Source organism: Candidatus Pantoea communis (assembly GCF_011752685.1).
Taxonomy (GTDB): domain Bacteria; phylum Pseudomonadota; class Gammaproteobacteria; order Enterobacterales; family Enterobacteriaceae; genus Pantoea; species Pantoea communis.
Genome location: NZ_VWXC01000011.1, coordinates 1 through 17,225, shown reverse-complemented (window position 1 = coordinate 17,225; position 17,225 = coordinate 1). Strand labels below are relative to the sequence as shown.

19 protein-coding genes are annotated in these 17,225 nt (G+C 52.6%); 12 read left to right on the top strand and 7 right to left on the bottom strand.

Annotation, left to right across the window (positions count from 1 at the left end; genetic code table 11):
• The first annotated feature begins 24 nt into the window (after nucleotides 1-24).
• Nucleotides 25-942 carry a DMT family transporter gene (locus F3J37_RS15275; RefSeq protein WP_166934171.1) on the top strand — a complete coding sequence of 306 codons (918 nt, stop codon included), beginning with the start codon at nucleotides 25-27 and terminating at the stop codon, nucleotides 940-942.
• Nucleotides 943-944: 2 nt separating this feature from the next.
• Here F3J37_RS15275 and F3J37_RS15270 read toward each other — a convergent pair whose 3' ends face one another.
• A complete protein-coding gene (locus F3J37_RS15270) occupies nucleotides 945-1,832 on the bottom strand; it encodes a MurR/RpiR family transcriptional regulator (protein WP_166934169.1) in 888 nt (295 codons plus the stop codon).
• Nucleotides 1,833-2,250: 418 nt separating this feature from the next.
• Between F3J37_RS15270 and F3J37_RS15265 the strand changes: the two genes are divergently transcribed.
• The 4 genes from F3J37_RS15265 (at nucleotide 2,251) to F3J37_RS15250 (ending at nucleotide 7,103) form a co-directional block, all read left to right on the top strand.
• Nucleotides 2,251-4,380, top strand: coding sequence for a TonB-dependent siderophore receptor (locus F3J37_RS15265; RefSeq protein ID WP_166934167.1), 2,130 nt, complete (start codon nucleotides 2,251-2,253; stop codon nucleotides 4,378-4,380).
• Nucleotides 4,381-4,429: 49 nt separating this feature from the next.
• Nucleotides 4,430-5,530, top strand: coding sequence for an ABC transporter substrate-binding protein (locus tag F3J37_RS15260; protein WP_166934165.1), 1,101 nt, complete (start codon nucleotides 4,430-4,432; stop codon nucleotides 5,528-5,530).
• Nucleotides 5,531-5,770: 240 nt separating this feature from the next.
• Nucleotides 5,771-5,941 carry a KGG domain-containing protein gene (locus F3J37_RS15255; RefSeq protein WP_034827492.1) on the top strand — a complete coding sequence of 57 codons (171 nt, stop codon included), beginning with the start codon at nucleotides 5,771-5,773 and terminating at the stop codon, nucleotides 5,939-5,941.
• A gap of 268 nt (nucleotides 5,942-6,209) precedes the next feature.
• A complete protein-coding gene (locus tag F3J37_RS15250; protein ID WP_166934163.1) occupies nucleotides 6,210-7,103 on the top strand; it encodes an SDR family oxidoreductase in 894 nt (297 codons plus the stop codon).
• Nucleotides 7,104-7,146: 43 nt separating this feature from the next.
• Here F3J37_RS15250 and F3J37_RS15245 read toward each other — a convergent pair whose 3' ends face one another.
• Both F3J37_RS15245 and F3J37_RS15240 read right to left on the bottom strand, forming a co-directional pair.
• Nucleotides 7,147-8,019 (bottom strand): DMT family transporter, encoded by an 873-nt coding sequence (locus F3J37_RS15245; RefSeq protein ID WP_166934417.1) that lies wholly within the window; start codon nucleotides 8,017-8,019, stop codon nucleotides 7,147-7,149.
• Nucleotides 8,020-8,228: 209 nt separating this feature from the next.
• The gene (locus F3J37_RS15240) at nucleotides 8,229-9,134 is read right to left on the bottom strand and encodes a LysR family transcriptional regulator (protein ID WP_166934161.1); all 906 of its coding nucleotides are present in this window, start codon (nucleotides 9,132-9,134) and stop codon (nucleotides 8,229-8,231) included.
• Between the two features lie 131 nt (nucleotides 9,135-9,265).
• Between F3J37_RS15240 and F3J37_RS15235 the strand changes: the two genes are divergently transcribed.
• Complete coding sequence (locus tag F3J37_RS15235; protein WP_058961280.1) at nucleotides 9,266-10,015, top strand: SDR family oxidoreductase; 750 nt, start codon at nucleotides 9,266-9,268, stop codon at nucleotides 10,013-10,015.
• A 270-nt stretch (nucleotides 10,016-10,285) separates the two neighbouring features.
• The gene (locus tag F3J37_RS15230; RefSeq protein WP_166934159.1) at nucleotides 10,286-10,828 is read left to right on the top strand and encodes a carbapenem self-resistance protein CarG family protein; all 543 of its coding nucleotides are present in this window, start codon (nucleotides 10,286-10,288) and stop codon (nucleotides 10,826-10,828) included.
• Nucleotides 10,829-10,857: 29 nt separating this feature from the next.
• Here F3J37_RS15230 and F3J37_RS15225 read toward each other — a convergent pair whose 3' ends face one another.
• The 4 genes from F3J37_RS15225 to F3J37_RS15215 all read right to left on the bottom strand — a co-directional run bounded on the left by F3J37_RS15225 (nucleotide 10,858) and on the right by F3J37_RS15215 (nucleotide 12,069).
• Nucleotides 10,858-10,950: a hypothetical protein gene (locus F3J37_RS15225; RefSeq protein ID WP_166934158.1), complete on the bottom strand. Its 93-nt coding sequence runs from the start codon at nucleotides 10,948-10,950 to the stop codon at nucleotides 10,858-10,860.
• Nucleotides 10,905-11,039, bottom strand: coding sequence for a hypothetical protein (locus F3J37_RS28375; protein ID WP_255464781.1), 135 nt, complete (start codon nucleotides 11,037-11,039; stop codon nucleotides 10,905-10,907). Before F3J37_RS28375 ends, F3J37_RS15225 begins: the two co-directional genes overlap by 46 nt.
• 68 nt (nucleotides 11,040-11,107) lie before the next feature.
• Nucleotides 11,108-11,482 carry an NUDIX hydrolase gene (locus F3J37_RS15220; RefSeq protein WP_097117790.1) on the bottom strand — a complete coding sequence of 125 codons (375 nt, stop codon included), beginning with the start codon at nucleotides 11,480-11,482 and terminating at the stop codon, nucleotides 11,108-11,110.
• Nucleotides 11,479-12,069, bottom strand: a complete 591-nt coding sequence (locus tag F3J37_RS15215; protein WP_166934156.1) for an NUDIX hydrolase — start codon at nucleotides 12,067-12,069, stop codon at nucleotides 11,479-11,481. Before F3J37_RS15215 ends, F3J37_RS15220 begins: the two co-directional genes overlap by 4 nt.
• Nucleotides 12,070-12,151: 82 nt before the next feature.
• Between F3J37_RS15215 and F3J37_RS15210 the strand changes: the two genes are divergently transcribed.
• From F3J37_RS15210 to F3J37_RS15190, 5 genes are all read left to right on the top strand, one after another.
• Nucleotides 12,152-12,901: a DeoR/GlpR family DNA-binding transcription regulator gene (locus F3J37_RS15210; protein ID WP_166934154.1), complete on the top strand. Its 750-nt coding sequence runs from the start codon at nucleotides 12,152-12,154 to the stop codon at nucleotides 12,899-12,901.
• A 155-nt stretch (nucleotides 12,902-13,056) separates the two neighbouring features.
• The gene (locus F3J37_RS15205) at nucleotides 13,057-13,947 is read left to right on the top strand and encodes an oxidoreductase (protein ID WP_058961275.1); all 891 of its coding nucleotides are present in this window, start codon (nucleotides 13,057-13,059) and stop codon (nucleotides 13,945-13,947) included.
• Between the two features lie 237 nt (nucleotides 13,948-14,184).
• Nucleotides 14,185-15,156, top strand: a complete 972-nt coding sequence (locus tag F3J37_RS15200) for an ABC transporter substrate-binding protein (RefSeq protein ID WP_240154106.1) — start codon at nucleotides 14,185-14,187, stop codon at nucleotides 15,154-15,156.
• 1 nt (nucleotide 15,157) lies between these two features.
• Nucleotides 15,158-16,180 (top strand): FecCD family ABC transporter permease, encoded by a 1,023-nt coding sequence (locus F3J37_RS15195; protein ID WP_166934150.1) that lies wholly within the window; start codon nucleotides 15,158-15,160, stop codon nucleotides 16,178-16,180.
• A gap of 3 nt (nucleotides 16,181-16,183) precedes the next feature.
• A complete protein-coding gene (locus F3J37_RS15190; RefSeq protein ID WP_166934148.1) occupies nucleotides 16,184-16,939 on the top strand; it encodes an ABC transporter ATP-binding protein in 756 nt (251 codons plus the stop codon).
• The last annotated feature ends 286 nt before the right edge of the window (nucleotides 16,940-17,225 follow it).

Below are 17,225 nucleotides of genomic sequence, written 5' to 3'. Positions count from 1 at the left end.
CTTGCTAATGATTGAATCTGAACCATGCGAACATCGGACTCGTTGCGACTTTTGCTGCTGGCGGCTATCTGGGGAGCCAGTTTTCTTTTTATGCGTATTGCCGTTCCCGCGCTGGGTGCGATAAATACGGCTTTTTTGCGCGTGTTATGTGGCGCATTGGGTTTAATCATCGTGATGGCAGTACTGCGCATTCCGCGTCGCTTCGAAGGCAAACTGGGTTGGGCAATGTTGCTGGGTGTGATTAACTCAGGATTACCTTTCCTGATGTATTGCCTTGCCGCTCGCGTGCTGCCCGCAGGCTACTCCGCAATACTCAACGCTACTGCGCCGTTAATGGGTGTCGTGATTGGTGCGGCGTTCTTCAATGAACAACTGACCGTGAGTAAAGTGCTGGGCATGGTGGCCGGTGTTGTCGGCATTATGTTGATCAGTACCACTGGCGAAGGGGTGCTCTCGCACGCGCTGGTGCTCGGCATCGCGGCTTGTCTGGTCGCCACTACCTGTTATGGTTTTGCCGGCTTTCTCGCTAAGCGCTGGATTGGATCGCGCGGCGGGCTTGATGCCACGAAAGTCGCGTTCGGCAGCCAGTTAGGTGCCTCGCTATTCCTGCTGCCTTTCTTTGCCTTCAGCGCGCCACAAACGCCGGCGGCGAACTGGCACATTCCTGAAGTCTGGGCCTGTATCCTGGCCGTCGGCTTTATTTGCACCGCGCTGGCTTACATCATCTACTTCCGTTTGCTGGCCGATATTGGCCCCCTGCGCACCCTCACCGTCACCTTCCTGATTCCGCCTTTTGGCATCCTGTGGGGCTGGTTAGTGCTGGATGAACAGATCAACCAGGGCTTTATGGGCGGTGCATTGTTGATCGTGCTGGCGGTATGGCTTGTCACGCGCAGCAGAATGGTTAAAGCTGCCAGACCGACTACCACTGGCAGTCAATAGCGCTATTTTTTACTGGTGGGCTTTAGCGACCGATTGAGATCCTGAATGCGTTTCATGGTTTTTACCGTGCGCGATGAAGTCGCTGAAGCCACCGACAAAATCAACATCTCCAGACACACCAGCACGGTGCCATGCAGAGGCATACGACCATTCTCCCCACCGCGCGGCACATTGATAACCACATCCGCTTCTTTGGCAAAGGCAGAATCTAAGGCATTGGTCAGCAAAATCACCGGCATCCCTAGCCGCTTCGCCTCTTTCAGGGTAGTCAGCCCTTCTTTATGGGCAGATTTCTGCGCCATCATAATCAGCACATCACCACGCTGTAAGGTGATCAACTGTTCAGCGAGGGCAATACCCGAACGATTGAGCGTGACGGCAGGAATACCAATACGTGTGAACAGCCGAGCACTGTAATCCGCCAAAATCCCTGAAGCATTAATGCCAAACAGCGCTACCTGTCGCGCGTCGATCAACATCGCGACAGCCTGCGCCACCGCTTGCCGATTGTGAGGTTCCGAGAGGGCATCGCAGGCGCGTTTATGGCCACCCAGTACGAAATCGATCCCCGAATTGATGTCACACGACAGCTCGCTGACGGTGGCGCTCATCTTCTCTTCTGAATTCATCGCCGGGCCAAACCAGGCTTTCAGCGTGGTTTTCAAATCACGCAAACCGGCAAATCCCAACGCCTGAACGGCGCGCACCACGGTGGCATCCGAGGTGTGAGTGGCATCGGCTATTTCCATGGCGGTGGCGTCTAATATTGCCTCACGATTGTCGTGGATATATCGCGCGACGGATTGAAGACTGGTCGATAATGACGGCGCACGTGCGCGATAGCGCTCACCTAATACATCAACCCGATTTTTTATTTTATTTACGGCCATCTTTTTACCTGTTGATCATCAGGGCGTGATTTCGTCCCCCATTTAGGCACGGTATTGTAGTGATATTTCTTGTTTAATCCAGCATCCTGATCGCTATTGCTCCTTTGGGGCGGAACGTTTGATTACAGCAAGAAATCTATTTATCTAACTGTTTTTGTTGTATTTATAACAATTAAACCTCAAATGGAAATGGCGTTAATGGACTCTCTTCCTGCTGTAGTATCAACGCCATTATTTCCGTTTACTACTACATTCTTTCATGTTTGAATGATTCTCAATAACATCACGCCATCTCAGTTTAAGGCGCACGATCCACAGAGAATGCTTATTTCATGCACTTTTCTCTGCTGAAAATAATTTAATCCTAGCTTCGTTTCATGGACGAGATTAATTCCGTACCAACACCAGGTTTATTTAAATGAATAACAACAAAACTTTCGCTTTTAAACCCACATGCCATCCGGCCATTATCGCCGCTATATACGGTGTCAGCGTTTTCACTGCAGCAGGCAGTCTGGCAGCGGAAAGCAGTAATACCCTGACGGTGACCGCGCAGGAAAGTAGCCCGCAAGGCTATAACGCCACCAGCAGTTCCGTCGCCAGCAAAACGCCCACGCCGCGGCTGAACGAAGCGCAATCGGTGAGTGTGGTGACCCAACAACAGCTTGAAGACTATCAGGCCGCCAGTCTCACTGATGCGATGCGCTTTGTCAGTGGTGTCACAGAGGGCAATACCCTGGCAGGCACCGAAGATGGCTTTGTACGTCGCGGATTTGGCAGCAACTCTGATGGGTCAATCTATCGTGATGGCATTCGCAGCAGCCAGGGGTTGAACTTCGATGCCACCACCGAACGCGTCGAAGTGCTAAAAGGCTCGGCATCCCTGCTCTATGGCATTCAAAATCCGGGCGGCGTGATCAACGTGGTGAGCAAAAAACCGCAATATGACTGGCACACCAAAGTTAGCGGCCGTTCCTTCAGCGAAGGTGGCGGCGCTGGCACCGTCGATGTCACCGGCCCGCTGGGCAACGGCCTGGCTTTCCGCTTGATCGCCGAAAAGCAGAATCAGGATTACTGGCGCAACTTTGGCAGCGACAAACATACGCTGATCGCGCCTTCGTTGCAGTGGTACGGTGAAAAAGCCAGCTTTCTCGTGAGCTATGAAGATTATCAATACGATATCCCCTACGATCGTGGCACCGCCTTTATCAATGGCAAGCCGCTGGATATCGGCTACAAAGATCGTCTCGACGACAAGGCGAATCATGCCTGGGGTCACAACAAAACCCTTAATGCGCACTATGACTGGCAGTTTAATGATGACTGGAGCACGCGCGTCACTTTTGGCTGGAATCAGCGTCAATACGACAACAACGAAGTGCGCGTCACCGCCATTAACCCCTCCACCGGCGTTGTCACGCGTCGTGCTGATGCTAACCGTGGCTTTAACCACAAAACGAAATACGTTTCATGGGATCTGCTCGGCTCACAACAGCTGTTGGGCATGACCCACGATGTGGTGATCGGGACTGATTATGAGATGAACCAGACTTATCGCGCGCATCAGTATCAAGGGAAATCCAACACCGGGTTTAACTTTACCGATCCGCAATACGATATCCTGTCACCGGTCACCAATAGCACCTCGGAAAACACCGCCAACGCCAATAACCTGAACCGCATTCATAGCCGTTCGGTTTACGCCAAAGACAGTATTTCACTGACGGAACAGTGGATTGCGGTATTTGGCGGACGCTATCAGCATTACGAGCAGCGTGCGTCCAAAGGCTTCGATCCGGTGGTGGAAACACTGAACAGTGAAGGCAATAAATTCCTGCCACAAGCGGGTCTGATTTATAAAATCACCCCTGATGTCTCGCTTTACAGCAGCGTCAGCAAATCCTTTACGCCTTCCACCGATGTGGACGATGACGGCAATGTCGGTAAACCCGAACAGGGCACGACCTGGGAAGTCGGCAGTAAATGGCAGATCTCGCCAAAGCTGTTTGCCAGCGTCGCGCTGTACCGCATTGATGAACGTGACATGTCGCTCAGCATTAACGGTTCAACGCGCGCGATTGATAAAGCCCGTTCCAGCGGCGCAGAGTTTGAGCTAAACGGCGAAGTATTGCCGGGTTGGGATATCAGCGCTAACTACAGCTACGATAAGGCTGAGATTGTTGATGATGGCGTAAATTCTGCTAACAATGGCAATCGGCTGCAAAATGCACCGCGTCATTCGGGCGCGCTCTATCTCAGCCACAACCTCAGTATCAACGGCATTCCCGGTGATTTCCGCGTTGGTGGCGGCGCGCGCTATGTCGGCTCGCGAGCGGGCGATCCTGAAAATAGCTTCACGATGCCGGATTACGTGGTGGCGGACAGCTTTATCGCCTGGAACAATCAGCTGTTTGGTGAAAAGACACAACTTAAGTTGAATCTGAACAACCTGTTCAACAAGCACTATTACACCTCCAGCGGCGGCAATTTGCGCGTGCGTGAGGGTGAAACCCGTAACCTAATGGTCGAGGCCAGCGTTGAGTTCTGATTCTGTGGTTAAAGCGGGCGCCCGGCGCGCCCCTTCCCTTTGGGGGCCAATGCTGATTGTATTGGCCTGCTTCTTACTGGTGCTTAGTGGCGCCGCGCTGGCAAAAACCGTCACGGATATTGACGGTAATCAGGTGGATATCCCTGACCATCCGCAGCGCATTGTGCTGGGCGAAAGTCGCATGCTCTACACGCTGGCGTTGCTGGAACCGGGCAATCCTTTTCAGCATATCGTTGCCTGGCCTCAGGATTTGAAAAAGTACGATAGCCAGACGTGGAACAGTTTTGCGCGTCAGTTCCCGCAAATGTTAAAAATCCCTTCCCTCGGTTCAGGCGGCCCGAATGCCATCAATCCTGAGCAGATCCTGGCGCTCAAACCGGATGTGGTGATCCTGCCGAGCCTGGCGCGCTACGATGATGCCGATCTGCGCCTGGTGAGTATGCTGAAAGCCGCCCATATTCCGGTGGTGAAAATCGATCTGCGCGTGCATCTGCTGAAGAATACCCGTCGCAGCGTGGAGATTTTTGGCGAGGTGCTGAATCAGCAGGCTCGCGCGCAGGCCTTTAACCGTTTTTATGACGCACATATGCAGGTGATTCGTGATCGGCTGGCCAGTTATCACGGCGCGAAGCCTTCAGTGTTGTTGCAGTTGCATCTTGGCCGCCGTAATGAGTGCTGTGTCACCGCCATCAACGGCAGCCTTGGTGAACTGTTAAACGCCGCAGGCGGCGATAATATCGCGGCTAAAACGCAGCACGGCGTGTTTGGTCGCTTGAGCGAAGAAATGGTGATCGCGGCGCAACCGGATTACTACTTCGCCACCGGATTTGGCGATAACGAGGCGCAGGGTTTGCTGAAGCTGGGGCCAGAAGTGGCACTGCCAGCGGTGCAAAGCAGCTTCGCCCAACTGACCTCGCAGCAAAACGGATTGCGTGAATTAGCCGCGCTACGTAACGGCCACTCCGCGGTCATCTGGATGAATTTTTACCTCAGCCCCTGGCACATCGCGGCAACGGAATTTATGGCAAAAACACTTTATCCTCAGCTGTTCGCGGATGTCGAACCCGAGCAAACGTTAAAGCAAATCTTCCATGATTTCCTGCCCATACCTTATAGCGGGACCTATTTCACTCAAATCCCTGCGAGTTAATCGGCCTTATTTATAATCGAAGCGTTAAATACGCTTCGATTATATTAATAATTAATTATTAACCTTCATAATTCATTTGCTTAAAAAATAAGATACGAAAAAACACTCGATAATCCACTTATACGCTGCCGCCGCGCTTGTTAATATTCACAGTGGCACTAACCTTAATTCTGCAGTCTGGACATAACGTGTGACGCTATCCACGATTATGTAATCGCAATGCATGAATGAGGGCATTTTATGGCCGAGCATAGAGGCGGTTCCGGTAACTTCGCAGATGATAAACAAAAGGCATCTGAAGCAGGTAAAAAAGGTGGGCAAAGCAGCGGCGGCGGTAGTTTTAAAGACAACCCCGAGAAAGCCTCCGAAGCCGGGAAAAAAGGCGGAAAAAGCAGTAACAAAGGCTCTTAAGCCGCATCGGGCGCGCTAGTCGCCTCAACGACAAGGATGCCAATAGGTTCAACTGGCAATTGAATAAGTGCAATGACGATATATGACTGACGTCTTGCGCTTATTCTGCTCTCCCCTCTCATTCCAGTCACGCCTTTTATTTCCATCGCCGCAGCCATAATAACGCCTCGCTTAAGCTGAAAAATTTCAATTGGTCATTTTTTGACGTGACATATATCACATTTATGCCAGGCTTAATTTATCACTAGCGAAGAACATGGAGATTAAGATGAGTTCATTGACTAATAAAACGCTGCTCACCCATCAATATCCGACACCTCCCTTTAAAAAACAATTACAGGATTTTCCTGGGCTGGCGGCAAAAATGGAACCGCGCCCGGATCATGGTGAAACCAGCTATCGTGGCACTGGTCGTTTAACCGGTCGTAAAGCGCTGATTACCGGCGGCGATTCCGGGATTGGTCGTGCGGTGGCGATTGCTTTCGCGCGTGAGGGTGCCGACGTGGCGATAAATTACCTGCCCGATGAAGAACAGGATGCGGCAGAGGTGATAAAACTGATTGAAGCGGAAGGTCGTAAGGCGATTGCCATACCGGGAGATATTCGCTCCGAAGCCTTTTGCCAGCAACTGGTGAAGGAAGCGGCGACAAAACTCGATGGTCTGGATATTTTGGTCAACAATGCCGGCCGTCAGCAGTTCAATGAATCGATTCGTACCCTCTCGACAGAAGATTTTGATGCGACCTTTAAGACTAACGTGTATGCCATGTTTTGGATCACGAAGGCGGCGCTGGAGTACCTACCGGCGGGTTCATCGATCATAAACACGTCATCAGTGCAGGCCTACGATCCCAGCGCCATCCTGTTGGATTATGCCCAGACCAAAGCGTCGATTGCGGCCTTTACTAAAGCTTTAGCCAAGCAGTTGGGTAAAGACCAAATCCGCGTCAACGCCGTGGCACCCGGCCCTTACTGGACTGCATTGCAGGTGTGTGGCGGACAGCCGCAGGAGAAAGTGGAGCAATTTGGCGCTTCCGCGCCACTGGGTCGGCCCGGTCAGCCTGCTGAAATCGCGCCGCTCTATGTGACGTTTGCGGAAACCACCAATAGCTTCACGTCGGGACAGGTTTGGTGTTCTGATGGCGGCACCGGCACGGTTTAACTACGATAAAGGGCGCATCCATTTTGATGCGCCCTGTTCGATCTTACCCCGATGTTTTCAGGCGCGGTGTGCGAAACACCAGCATGATGCCGAGCAGAATAGCCAGCATTCCCATCATCCCCGACCACGGCAGCGCATTACCTAACAACAGGTAATCCAGTACTGCCGTTATCACCGGAACCAGATAAAACAAACTGGTGACGTTAACGATGCTTCCCGCACTCAGCAGCCGATACAGCAGCAGCTGCGCCACCACCGAGATCATCACCCCAAGAAACAGCACGGAAATCCAGAAGTGCAACGTAAAGTCGATATGGAAGGCTTTAACCGGAAGCAGAAGAGCACACAGCGCCAGGCTCACCGCGTATTGCAGCGGCAGTACCTGCGCGGGATGCTGGGACACCTTTTTCTGCATGATGGCACCAAACGTCATACACAGCAGTGCGCCGAGAGCGCAGACAATGCCGCTCAACGGCAACTGCGATGCCGCCAGACTGCGCCACACCAGCAGTATCAATCCCGCTAACGCGATCAGCAATCCCAGTAATCGCGTGCCCTGCATGCGCCTTTCCACGATGCAGAGCGTCAGGATCGGTTGTATGCCCATGATGGTGGCAATCAAGCCAGGTGTTACACTCTCGGCCATCGCCTGGAAGTAACACACCGAATAGGCACCAATCAAAATCAGCCCGGTGAACATCACCGTTTTTCGGCTGCCCGCATCGGGTAGCCAGCGACGCCGAAAAATGCCCACCAGCATTAATGCGGCAAGCGCCACACTGAAGCGCACGATCAATAGCGCGATGGGTGAGGCATTGTCCAAACCCAGGCGAGAGAAGATGGCCGCACTGCCCCACAGCAGCACGAAGCCCGACGTCGCCGCTTGCGACGTCAAAGACGAAGAACGCATGAAAATGCTCCTAAAACAAACGTTGGAAATTTAAGCGTGAAGACTTTCGGTTCTTAGCGAACCACAACGCGTGCAGGAGGCGGTGGCGGACAGCAGATCGCATACAGGCCATGTTCGTATGACGGGGAAAGTGCGGCTGAAAGTGTCATTTACGCAGGCCTGTAGTCAAAATAGGGAGTTCAGAAACAAAAAGTTAACAGATCGCCTCTGGCTTGTCATCCATTGAGTCGCGCAGGAAATACCTCACGCAACCATTCGATAAACACCCGTAAACGCTGGGTCAGATGGCGGTTTTGCGGATACACCACGTGAAACGGATAGCTGGCGGGCCGCCAATCCTTCAGTATCTCCACCAGCGCGCCTGACGCTAAATCTTTGGCTGCTGCGTATCGAAATGTCTGAATGATGCCTAATCCTGCCACCGCAGCTGCCAGATGAGCATTGCTTTCGTTAATGCCGATGCGATGCTCAATTTTCATTTCCTGTTTCTCATTACCCTGCAGAAAGCGCAGCGGGAAGGCGCGCCCGCTTTGCGGAGATAAATAGCTAATCCAGCGATGGCCATTTTTAAGCTCTTGCGGATAGGCTGGCACGCCGTAAGTTTTGAGATAAGCGGGTGCCGCGCAGGTGATCATCTCAGCATCACCAAGATGACGCGCCACCAGCGATGAATCACCCAGTGGACCGCCACGAATCACGCAATCGACATTGTCGCTAATCAGATCCACAGCCCGGTCTGATACGCCGAGATCGAGGCTAATCTCAGGAAATCGCGCAACGAAATCAGGTAGCAGTGGGATGAGAACCTCACGCGCCGTTGAGCCGCCAATATCAATGCGCAGATACCCGCGAGGCGTTCCGTTTACCGCGTTAAATGCGCCATCAATATCTTCCAGGTCACGCACGATACGCAGTGCTTTATCGTAATAATCTCGTCCTTCAGGCGTGACCGTGACGCGTCGCGTGGTGCGCTGTAACAGGCGTACACCCAGATGCCCTTCTAACTCCTGCACCAGTTTGCTCAACGTGGCATTCGGCATATCCAGTGAATCGGCCGCACGGGTGAAGTTCCCCGCTTCCACCACGCGCGCAAACGCCTTTATCTCCAACAGCTGGTCCATTTTTATTATCCATGCACAGGAATAGTGATTTCGATTTTACACCATTTATCACTAAACCGCGCAGGGTTACATTGCCTCCCATGCACTGCAACGCAGTCATTACACACTTAAATCCATTTGGGAGAACACTCATGAACACATCATTAAACGGTAAAATTGCATTAGTCACCGGCGGCACCAGCGGGATTGGTTTAGCCTCTGCCCAGGCGCTGGCAGCACAGGGCGCACGGGTGTTTATCACCGGTCGTCGCCAGCCGGAACTGGATGCCGCCGTGACGCTGATTGGCGCGCAGGCAACCGGTATCCGCGCTGATGCTTCTGTGCTGAGCGATCTGGATGCGGTGTATGCCCAGATTGCACGCCAGGCAGGCCGGCTCGATATCCTGTTCGCCAATGCTGGCGGCGGCGATATGTTACCGCTCGGTGCGATTACTGAAGAGCACTTTGACCGTATCTTTGGCACCAACGTGCGAGGCGTGCTGTTTACCGTGCAAAAAGCGCTGCCGCTGTTAAGCGACAAAGCCTCGGTGATTTTGACCTCGTCCACCACTTCGGTTCAGGGCACCGCAGGATTCAGTGTTTATAGCGCCAGTAAAGCCGCCGTGCGTAACTTTGCCCGTTCTTGGGCGCTGGATGTGAAAGATCGCGGCATCCGTGTCAACGTGGTGAGCCCTGGTCCGGTGCGCACGCCAGGTTTGGGCGATTTAGTGCCCGAAGATCAGCGTCAGGGATTGTTCGATGCGCTCGCCGCACAGGTGCCATTGGGCCGTTTGGGAGAACCCGGTGAGATTGGTCAGGTTGTCGCGTTTCTCGCATCCGATGCTTCGAGCTTTATTAATGCCACCGAACTGTTTGTGGATGGCGGCATGGCGCAAGTATGAGTTGAGGGTTCAGGAAAGACGTTCACATTAGGTCTGTTTTCCTCTAACGAAGTGCGTAAACGGATGACGCGCTTCGTCGGTTAATCTCTTTTCTTTTAATTATTCCGTTCACCCTTTCACATCACAGAAAAAACACCCATAATTCAGCGCGATTGGAGAGCAAAATTTTTAAAATACGCCATGATGGCCATCAGGCAGCAATGCCATGCTGTCTTTCAATATTCAGGTTTTAATCCCTGATATTGTCTTAACCAGTAAGGAAAGCGTGCAGTGAAATTAAAAACTTTCGCGTTTATCGTTCTGTCATTATGTACCGTTTTCGGTGCGCAGGGTGCTACGCGGGTCGGGTTGCTGGCAGGGGCGAATAATATCGACCTTAATCAGGATGGCGTCCCGGATTTGCTGGTCTCTGCGACCTTTGACAATAACACCTCGCATCCCAGCCAGACGCTATCTGCCTTCATCAATAAAAACGGCAACTGGTTTATTTTACCGGTTCCGGATGATGATGGCTTTACCTGGTCGGATTTTCGTCTTGCGGGTTCCTCTGACAAAATCATTGGTTTTGAACTGCACAATATCCAGGGCGTTTATTACCTGATCCGCGCGATGAAATTCTCGTCAAATCAGGACAATGATGATCTGACTGAAGCCGCGCAAATAAAATTCTCTCGCTATCGGGTAGCGGAAAGCAGCGAAGAACCTGGCGCTCCGGTTTTTTATTGGCAACTGTCTGGCACTTATACCACCTCACAAACGTATAGCGATGTTGATCAGGCTTTCGCACAATTAAAAATAGATGAATTTAAGTAGCGCAGTGCAGGCGTTAATTCGCCTGCTCATTAATCCCGCACTTCATACTGCACCGAAAGTTCGCCCTTCTTTTCTTTCACTCGGGTAATGACGATATCGCCAACGTCCCCGGTGCGTTGCACATGCGTGCCACCGCAGGCGTAAGGTGTGAGATCGCCCCAACCGTATCCATCTCCAGCAGATCGCTGAAATAGTAGGCTCTCTCCGTCATCACATCCTCCATAACACTACCTCCACCCTTGGTGTTCAAATCGGCAAAACAGAGCTTGCCCTATCTGTCTATATGTATCCTGCCTGGGCCTGAACCAAGGGGACCTGTTCGATATCGTAAAAAATACTCAACCCCAAATCCTTGCCAACTTGCACATCCTGATCCGCACCCGTTGAAGCGCCAGGCATGCGTAAAATGGCATCACAACTCTGAATAAGACGATGCGCAACGGGATAGAGGAAGGCTTCACTGATTTCATCCCCAATCCGCTGCGAACCCGCCGCATTGGCGAGCGGTAACGCCAGCCATTCACCTATCACCGGGGTATGGCCCTTTTGATAAACCTGCAACGCCATGTGATCAAGTTTCTGCATATTTTGCTCAATCAGTTGCTGATCACCGTGAGTGCCACTGCGAACCGGACCTGCGATCAGAATCATCATTGCACTTTCTCCTCAAATTGAATGTTTAATGCCAGGTGTTGCAGCAACATGATGGTTTTGGCATCTTCGATTTCACCGTTTCGGATCGCGTCCATGGCGCGTGCGAAAGGCCACTCCAGTACTTCGATATCTTCCCCCTCTTCCTCCAGACCGCCGCCAGCATGCTTTCGGTCGCCATCGTGATATTCCGCGATAAAGAAAAACAACTTCTCCGTCACCGAACCCGGGCTCATATAAGCCTCCATCACCTTCTCAATATTTGTGACAGTGTAACCAGCTTCTTCTTCTGCCTCGGCAATAATGCGCGTTTCCGGCGAGGCGTTATCCAGCAAACCGGCTGCGGCCTCGATCAAAAAGCCATCATGCCCATGGATAAAGATGGGAAAGCGGAATTGCCGTGTCAGGACGACTGTCTGTTTATGGCGGTTATAAAGTAGGATCACCGCACCATTGCCACGGTCGTAAGCTTCGCGGCTTTGCTGTTGCCAACTGCCGTCGGCACGCTGTAAATCGAAGGTGTATTTTTTTAAGGTGTACCAGTTGTCGGATAACAACTGCTCACGAATATTGCGCACTTTATGCTGCATGTTTGGTCTCCCGATGGCTGACAAAACAGACGTTATCATGCATAATCGTGCACATACAAGCAAAAACACGAATGAGAGAATTATGCTTTCCAGTCAACGTAAACAGCAGATATTGACGATTCTTGCCGATGAGCAGCAAGTGATGTCAAGCGAGCTTAGCCAGCGCTTTAGCGTCTCTGAGGACTCGATTCGCCGTGACTTAAGGGAGTTGGCCAGCGAGGGTTTACTGCAACGTGTCCACGGGGGTGCGCTGCCGGTTTCTGCTGCTATTGCCCCTTTCGAAACACGCAAAAACGTGCAAATCAGTTCTAAGCGCCTGATCGCGCAAAAAGCGGTGCAACTGATTCAACCGGGTCAGGTGGTGATCATTGATGGCGGTACAACCACAGCGGAAATGGTGCAACTGCTGCCCAAAGAACTGGCTTTTACCGTGGTGACCCACAGTCCGAGTATTGCCGTCGCCCTGGTTGATTTTCCTCTGGTTGAGGTGATTCTGATTGGCGGCCAACTGTATCGTCACTCGGTGGTTGCCGTGGGATCAGCGGTGATCGAAGCCATTGCACACATCAATGCAGACCTGTTCTTTATGGGCGTCACCGGAGTACACAAAACCGCAGGGTTAACCACGGGTAATTACGAAGAAGCCGGTGTGAAACGTGCACTGGCGGCGCGTGCGGCGGAAACGGTGGTGATGGTCTCTAAAGAGAAACTCAACTCAGCATCGGCGTTCGCCATTGGCGATCTGTCACTGGCCAGCACACTGATTGTTGATGGAGAACCTGATGCTGAGATGCAGCGACTGCTGCAACAGAAACAGATAGCCCTGCTGTAATTCGCCCTTTCACGGCAGGCGTTGAGTGATTATTCCGCGCTATGATTTTTCTATCTGGCCGATGGAACGCACATCATTCAGTCACAATGCCAGGCTGTAATAGAGAGTTTTCGCTGACCCTGAGGGCAGCACTGGATAAACAGGAGAATAGCTGCATGACTGAGTTTCCAACCATCGCCCTTGTCGGACCCGGCGCCATCGGCACCACTGTGGCTGCCGCGCTGCATGAAATGAATCGCACGCCAACACTGTGTGGGCGTACGGCACATACACAATTGCTGCTGCGCCACGGAGACGGTGAGGTTGTGGTGCCTGGCCCGGTGCTGAGCAATCCTGAAGCGATCGCCAGGCCCTTTGATTTGGTGTTTGTGGCGGTCAAAACTACCCAGGTGGCGGAAATTGCACCCTGGCTGGCGGTGTTGTGTGATGAGAATACGGTGGTGTGCGCGCTGCAAAATGGCGTGGAGCAAGTTGAACAGCTGTCTCCATTAGTCAATGGCGCAACGGTACTGCCTTCTGTGGTGTGGTTCCCGGCTCAGCGCGAGCCTGATGCCTCGGTGTGGTTACGCGCGAAGCCGCGCCTGACTGTGCCCGACGTCGCGCCAGCACAGCGTATTGTGCAAGCACTGCAAGACTCGCGCTGTGCGGTCGAATTGGAGGCAGATTTCCTCACCATTGCCTGGCGCAAACTGTTGCAAAACGCCGTCGCCGGTTTAATGGTGCTCGCCAATCGCCGCGCCGGGATGTTTCAGCGCGAAGATATCACCGAGCTGGGTCTGGCCTATCTGCGGGAGTGTCTGACTGTGGCGCGTGCGGAAGGCGCCAATCTGAGCGACAACGTGCCGCAGGAAATTATGGCTGGCTTCCATCGCGCCCCGGCAGATTTAGGCACCTCGATCCTGGCGGATCGTCAGGCCAATCGCCCGCTTGAATGGGACATCCGTAATGGCGTGGTGCAGCGACGCGGCAAAGCACAAGGCATCGCGACACCGATCAGTGATGTGGTGGTGCCTCTGCTGGCGGCAGGAAGTGATGGTCCGGGTTAAGATCAGAGTGAAGTCCGGGCCACGGACTTCGCTTCAATAGCCTTAACACTTAACACTTAACACTTAACACTTAACACTTAACACTTAACACTTAACACTTAACACTTAACACTCACAATGGGTATCAGAATCAATTGACATGAATACATCAGACTTGCCATTATGTTATATTATAACATAACACTACGTAATCGGTAAATCATGCGCACTTTTTCGACCCGCCTTTTAGCACTCATAATGGTATTCAGCAGTTCAGCCGCACTGGCTTCCGCCTTTCCACTCAACATTGAAAACTGCGGTAAAACGGAAACCTTTTCACGACCACCTGCACGCGTGGTGACCATTGGTCAGCATGAAACAGAACTCCTTCTGGCACTTGGCCTGGAGAGTAAAATCGCGGGAACCGCCGTCTGGTTCGGCCCTCTCCCCTCTGAATTAGCACAGGCTGGCAGTGGTATTAAACGCCTCGCGGACAACTCACCGGGGTTTGAAGCCGTCGTCGCGCAAAAACCTGATTTGGTTTTGGCGCAGTACAGTTGGCATGTTGGGCCTCAGGGTGAAGTCGCTACTCGCGATCAATTTGAACAGCTTGGCATCAAAACCTGGATTTCACCTGCTGATTGTCAGGGCAAATCGGTCACCGCCACTTCAAACGGCGACGGTGCGCGCGTGAAACCTTACTCGATTGAGGTGATTTATGATGAAATCACCGCGCTTGCCAACATCTTCGATGTGACGGAGCGTGGTGATGCCTTAAAGGAGAAGTTATCTGCACGAATCGCTCAGGCACAACAACAGGCGGCGCTTCACACCAGCAAACCCCTTAAGGTGGTGTATTGGTTCTCAAGCACACGCCTTAAAGGCGATCCGTGGATCGCAGGCAGTGATGGTGCGCCGGGCTGGATCACTCAGACTCTAGGCCTCAAAAATATCATTGATTCCTCCGATGAATGGCCCGCCGTGAGTTGGGAACATATCGCACAATCTCAGCCCGATATCATCGTCATCGCCAGCATGGATAGAAGGCTGTATCCAGCCGATGATGTCGCCATAAAACAGGCTTTTCTCACCAGCGATCCCGTTACACGAGAAATGAACGCGGTTAAGCAGGGTCATATCGTGGTCGTGCCTGCGATGTCACTCAATCCGTCCCTGCGCAATGTCGATGCGGTTGAGCTGATCGGTCAAAAGATTGCCGCGTTTAAATAGTATGAATCGGGCTTACCCATTTAAGATCGGCTTTATTTTCATCACGGGCCTTATCAGCCTGCCCGTGATGATGATCTTCTCATCCAGCATTGGCGATATGTCCATTTCATTGAGCGCCACTTTCCAGGCGATCACCAACGGGGTGGGCTTGACGCATTATGATCTCCCTCCCGTTGAAGCTGGCATCGTCTGGCAATATCGGATGAGCCGGGCCTTTATGGCTGCCTGCAGTGGAGGTGGCTTAGCGATTTGTGGCCTGGTGTTGCAATCGCTGTTAAGAAACCCGCTGGCGGAACCTTATCTGTTGGGTATCTCTGCGGGTGCTTCCACCGGGGCCGTAATGGTGATGCTACTGGGTATTGGCAGCGGCGTGTTGACGGTTGGCAGTGGTGCCTTTGCCGGCGCTTGCCTGGCATTTGGCTTGATCATATTGCTCTCACGAGGGATGGGGGAAAACACCGGGCGCATCATTTTGGCCGGGATTGCCGGAACACAGCTGTTCAATGCGCTCACGTCTTACATCGTCAGCACATCAGCCAATGCGGAGCAATCGCGCGGTGTGATGTTTTGGCTCTTAGGCAGTTTAAGCGGCGTTCGCTGGCCAGATGCCGTTCTGTGCGCCATCGTCATCGTCAGCGGATTTGGGGTGATCATGTGCTATGCACGCACGCTGGACACGTTTTCATTTGGTGTCGATGTCTCGGTAACGTTAGGTACTCCGGTTGTGAAAGTGCGGGTGGTGTTGCTGTTGATTACGGCATTCATCACGGCGGTGATTGTCAGCTCAATTGGGGCGGTGGGATTTGTCGGATTGGTCATCCCGCACGTGACCCGCATGCTGGTTGGACAGCGACACCTTATCACCCTTCCCGTGACATTCCTGTCGGGCTGCCATTTCATGATCCTTGCCGACTTGATGTCGAGAACGTTGATCCCACATCAGGTTTTACCCATCGGCGTGGTGACTGCATTAGTGGGCGCCCCTGCTTTTGCCTTCCTTCTCTATCAACGAAAGGGCAACTAAACGATGACGATATCGGTCAGTGACCTCAGCGTCCAACTTCAAGCGCGTCGCATCCTCACCACGGTCTCCTTCGACGCAGCTCAGTCTGCAACCGTAGGTTTGCTTGGGCCCAACGGTTCAGGAAAATCTACGCTACTGCGTGCGCTGGCTGGGCTAATGCCTGATACAGGCGCGAAGATAACCCTTGGCGAACTGAGGCTGAATCAACTTTCGCGCAATCAGCTGGCGCGTAAACTGGCCTTTGTCCCGCAACACGCCGAAGCCGATGATGAACTCACGGTGATTGACATTATTCGTCTCGGGCGCACACCTCATCGTGGCGCATTCCAGTTCTGGACGGCAGAGGATGCCAGCGCCGTTGACGAGGCGGTGGCGTTAATGCAACTGGAAAATTTGGTCGACCGCTGCTGGCAACGATTATCCGGCGGTGAGCGCCAGCGTTGCCAAATCGCCCGCGCACTGGCGCAAAAACCGGATGTTTTGCTGCTGGATGAACCCGTCAATCACCTCGACATCCAATTCCAGCTTGAATTGATGCGTCTTATCTCTTCGCTGCCCGTGACGGTGGTGATTGCTCTTCACGATCTGAATCTGGCGGCAAAATATTGCCAACACCTTGTGGTACTCGATCAGGGGCGCGTGGTTTCAACGGGTAAGCCCAAAGCCGTCCTCACACCCGAACGCATACACACAACGTGGCGGGTTCAGGCGCAGATCACCACATCAGCACAGGGTGCGCTCAATATTCAATACGTATGAGTCAGCGCTTGAAGTCCACGGCTATACAGTCATCAGGAAACGGTATGTTCAGTAACAAAATATTCCTGCAATAATGGACTGCCACAATCGTGGTTGCAGTACATACACGCGCGTCACCTACGAGATTATTCGATAGCCGCTGCTATCAAGCCCGCCAATGGCGTAATGCTTGTCAGTTAAGATCTTAATGGAGGCCGCAACGGATAACGTTGTGGCCTCTTTTTTACCGCCCTTGGGTAATGCCGCACTCTTCTTTCCGGCAGCACCAGCCCTGGCGCCATCGCCA

Excerpts from the sequence above, each read along its gene's own strand:
- F3J37_RS15275 (WP_166934171.1), top strand. The coding sequence starts at position 25 with ATGCGAACATCGGACTCGTTGCGACTTTTGCTGCTGGCGGCTATCTGG.
- F3J37_RS15270 (WP_166934169.1), bottom strand. The coding sequence starts at position 1,832 with ATGGCCGTAAATAAAATAAAAAATCGGGTTGATGTATTAGGTGAGCGC.
- F3J37_RS15265 (WP_166934167.1), top strand. The coding sequence starts at position 2,251 with ATGAATAACAACAAAACTTTCGCTTTTAAACCCACATGCCATCCGGCC.
- F3J37_RS15260 (WP_166934165.1), top strand. The coding sequence starts at position 4,430 with ATGCTGATTGTATTGGCCTGCTTCTTACTGGTGCTTAGTGGCGCCGCG.
- F3J37_RS15255 (WP_034827492.1), top strand. The coding sequence starts at position 5,771 with ATGGCCGAGCATAGAGGCGGTTCCGGTAACTTCGCAGATGATAAACAA.
- F3J37_RS15250 (WP_166934163.1), top strand. The coding sequence starts at position 6,210 with ATGAGTTCATTGACTAATAAAACGCTGCTCACCCATCAATATCCGACA.
- F3J37_RS15240 (WP_166934161.1), bottom strand. The coding sequence starts at position 9,134 with ATGGACCAGCTGTTGGAGATAAAGGCGTTTGCGCGCGTGGTGGAAGCG.
- F3J37_RS15235 (WP_058961280.1), top strand. The coding sequence starts at position 9,266 with ATGAACACATCATTAAACGGTAAAATTGCATTAGTCACCGGCGGCACC.
- F3J37_RS28375 (WP_255464781.1), bottom strand. The coding sequence starts at position 11,039 with ATGACGGAGAGAGCCTACTATTTCAGCGATCTGCTGGAGATGGATACG.
- F3J37_RS15220 (WP_097117790.1), bottom strand. The coding sequence starts at position 11,482 with ATGATGATTCTGATCGCAGGTCCGGTTCGCAGTGGCACTCACGGTGAT.
- F3J37_RS15215 (WP_166934156.1), bottom strand. The coding sequence starts at position 12,069 with ATGCAGCATAAAGTGCGCAATATTCGTGAGCAGTTGTTATCCGACAAC.
- F3J37_RS15210 (WP_166934154.1), top strand. The coding sequence starts at position 12,152 with ATGCTTTCCAGTCAACGTAAACAGCAGATATTGACGATTCTTGCCGAT.
- F3J37_RS15205 (WP_058961275.1), top strand. The coding sequence starts at position 13,057 with ATGACTGAGTTTCCAACCATCGCCCTTGTCGGACCCGGCGCCATCGGC.
- F3J37_RS15200 (WP_240154106.1), top strand. The coding sequence starts at position 14,185 with ATGGTATTCAGCAGTTCAGCCGCACTGGCTTCCGCCTTTCCACTCAAC.
- F3J37_RS15195 (WP_166934150.1), top strand. The coding sequence starts at position 15,158 with ATGAATCGGGCTTACCCATTTAAGATCGGCTTTATTTTCATCACGGGC.
- F3J37_RS15190 (WP_166934148.1), top strand. The coding sequence starts at position 16,184 with ATGACGATATCGGTCAGTGACCTCAGCGTCCAACTTCAAGCGCGTCGC.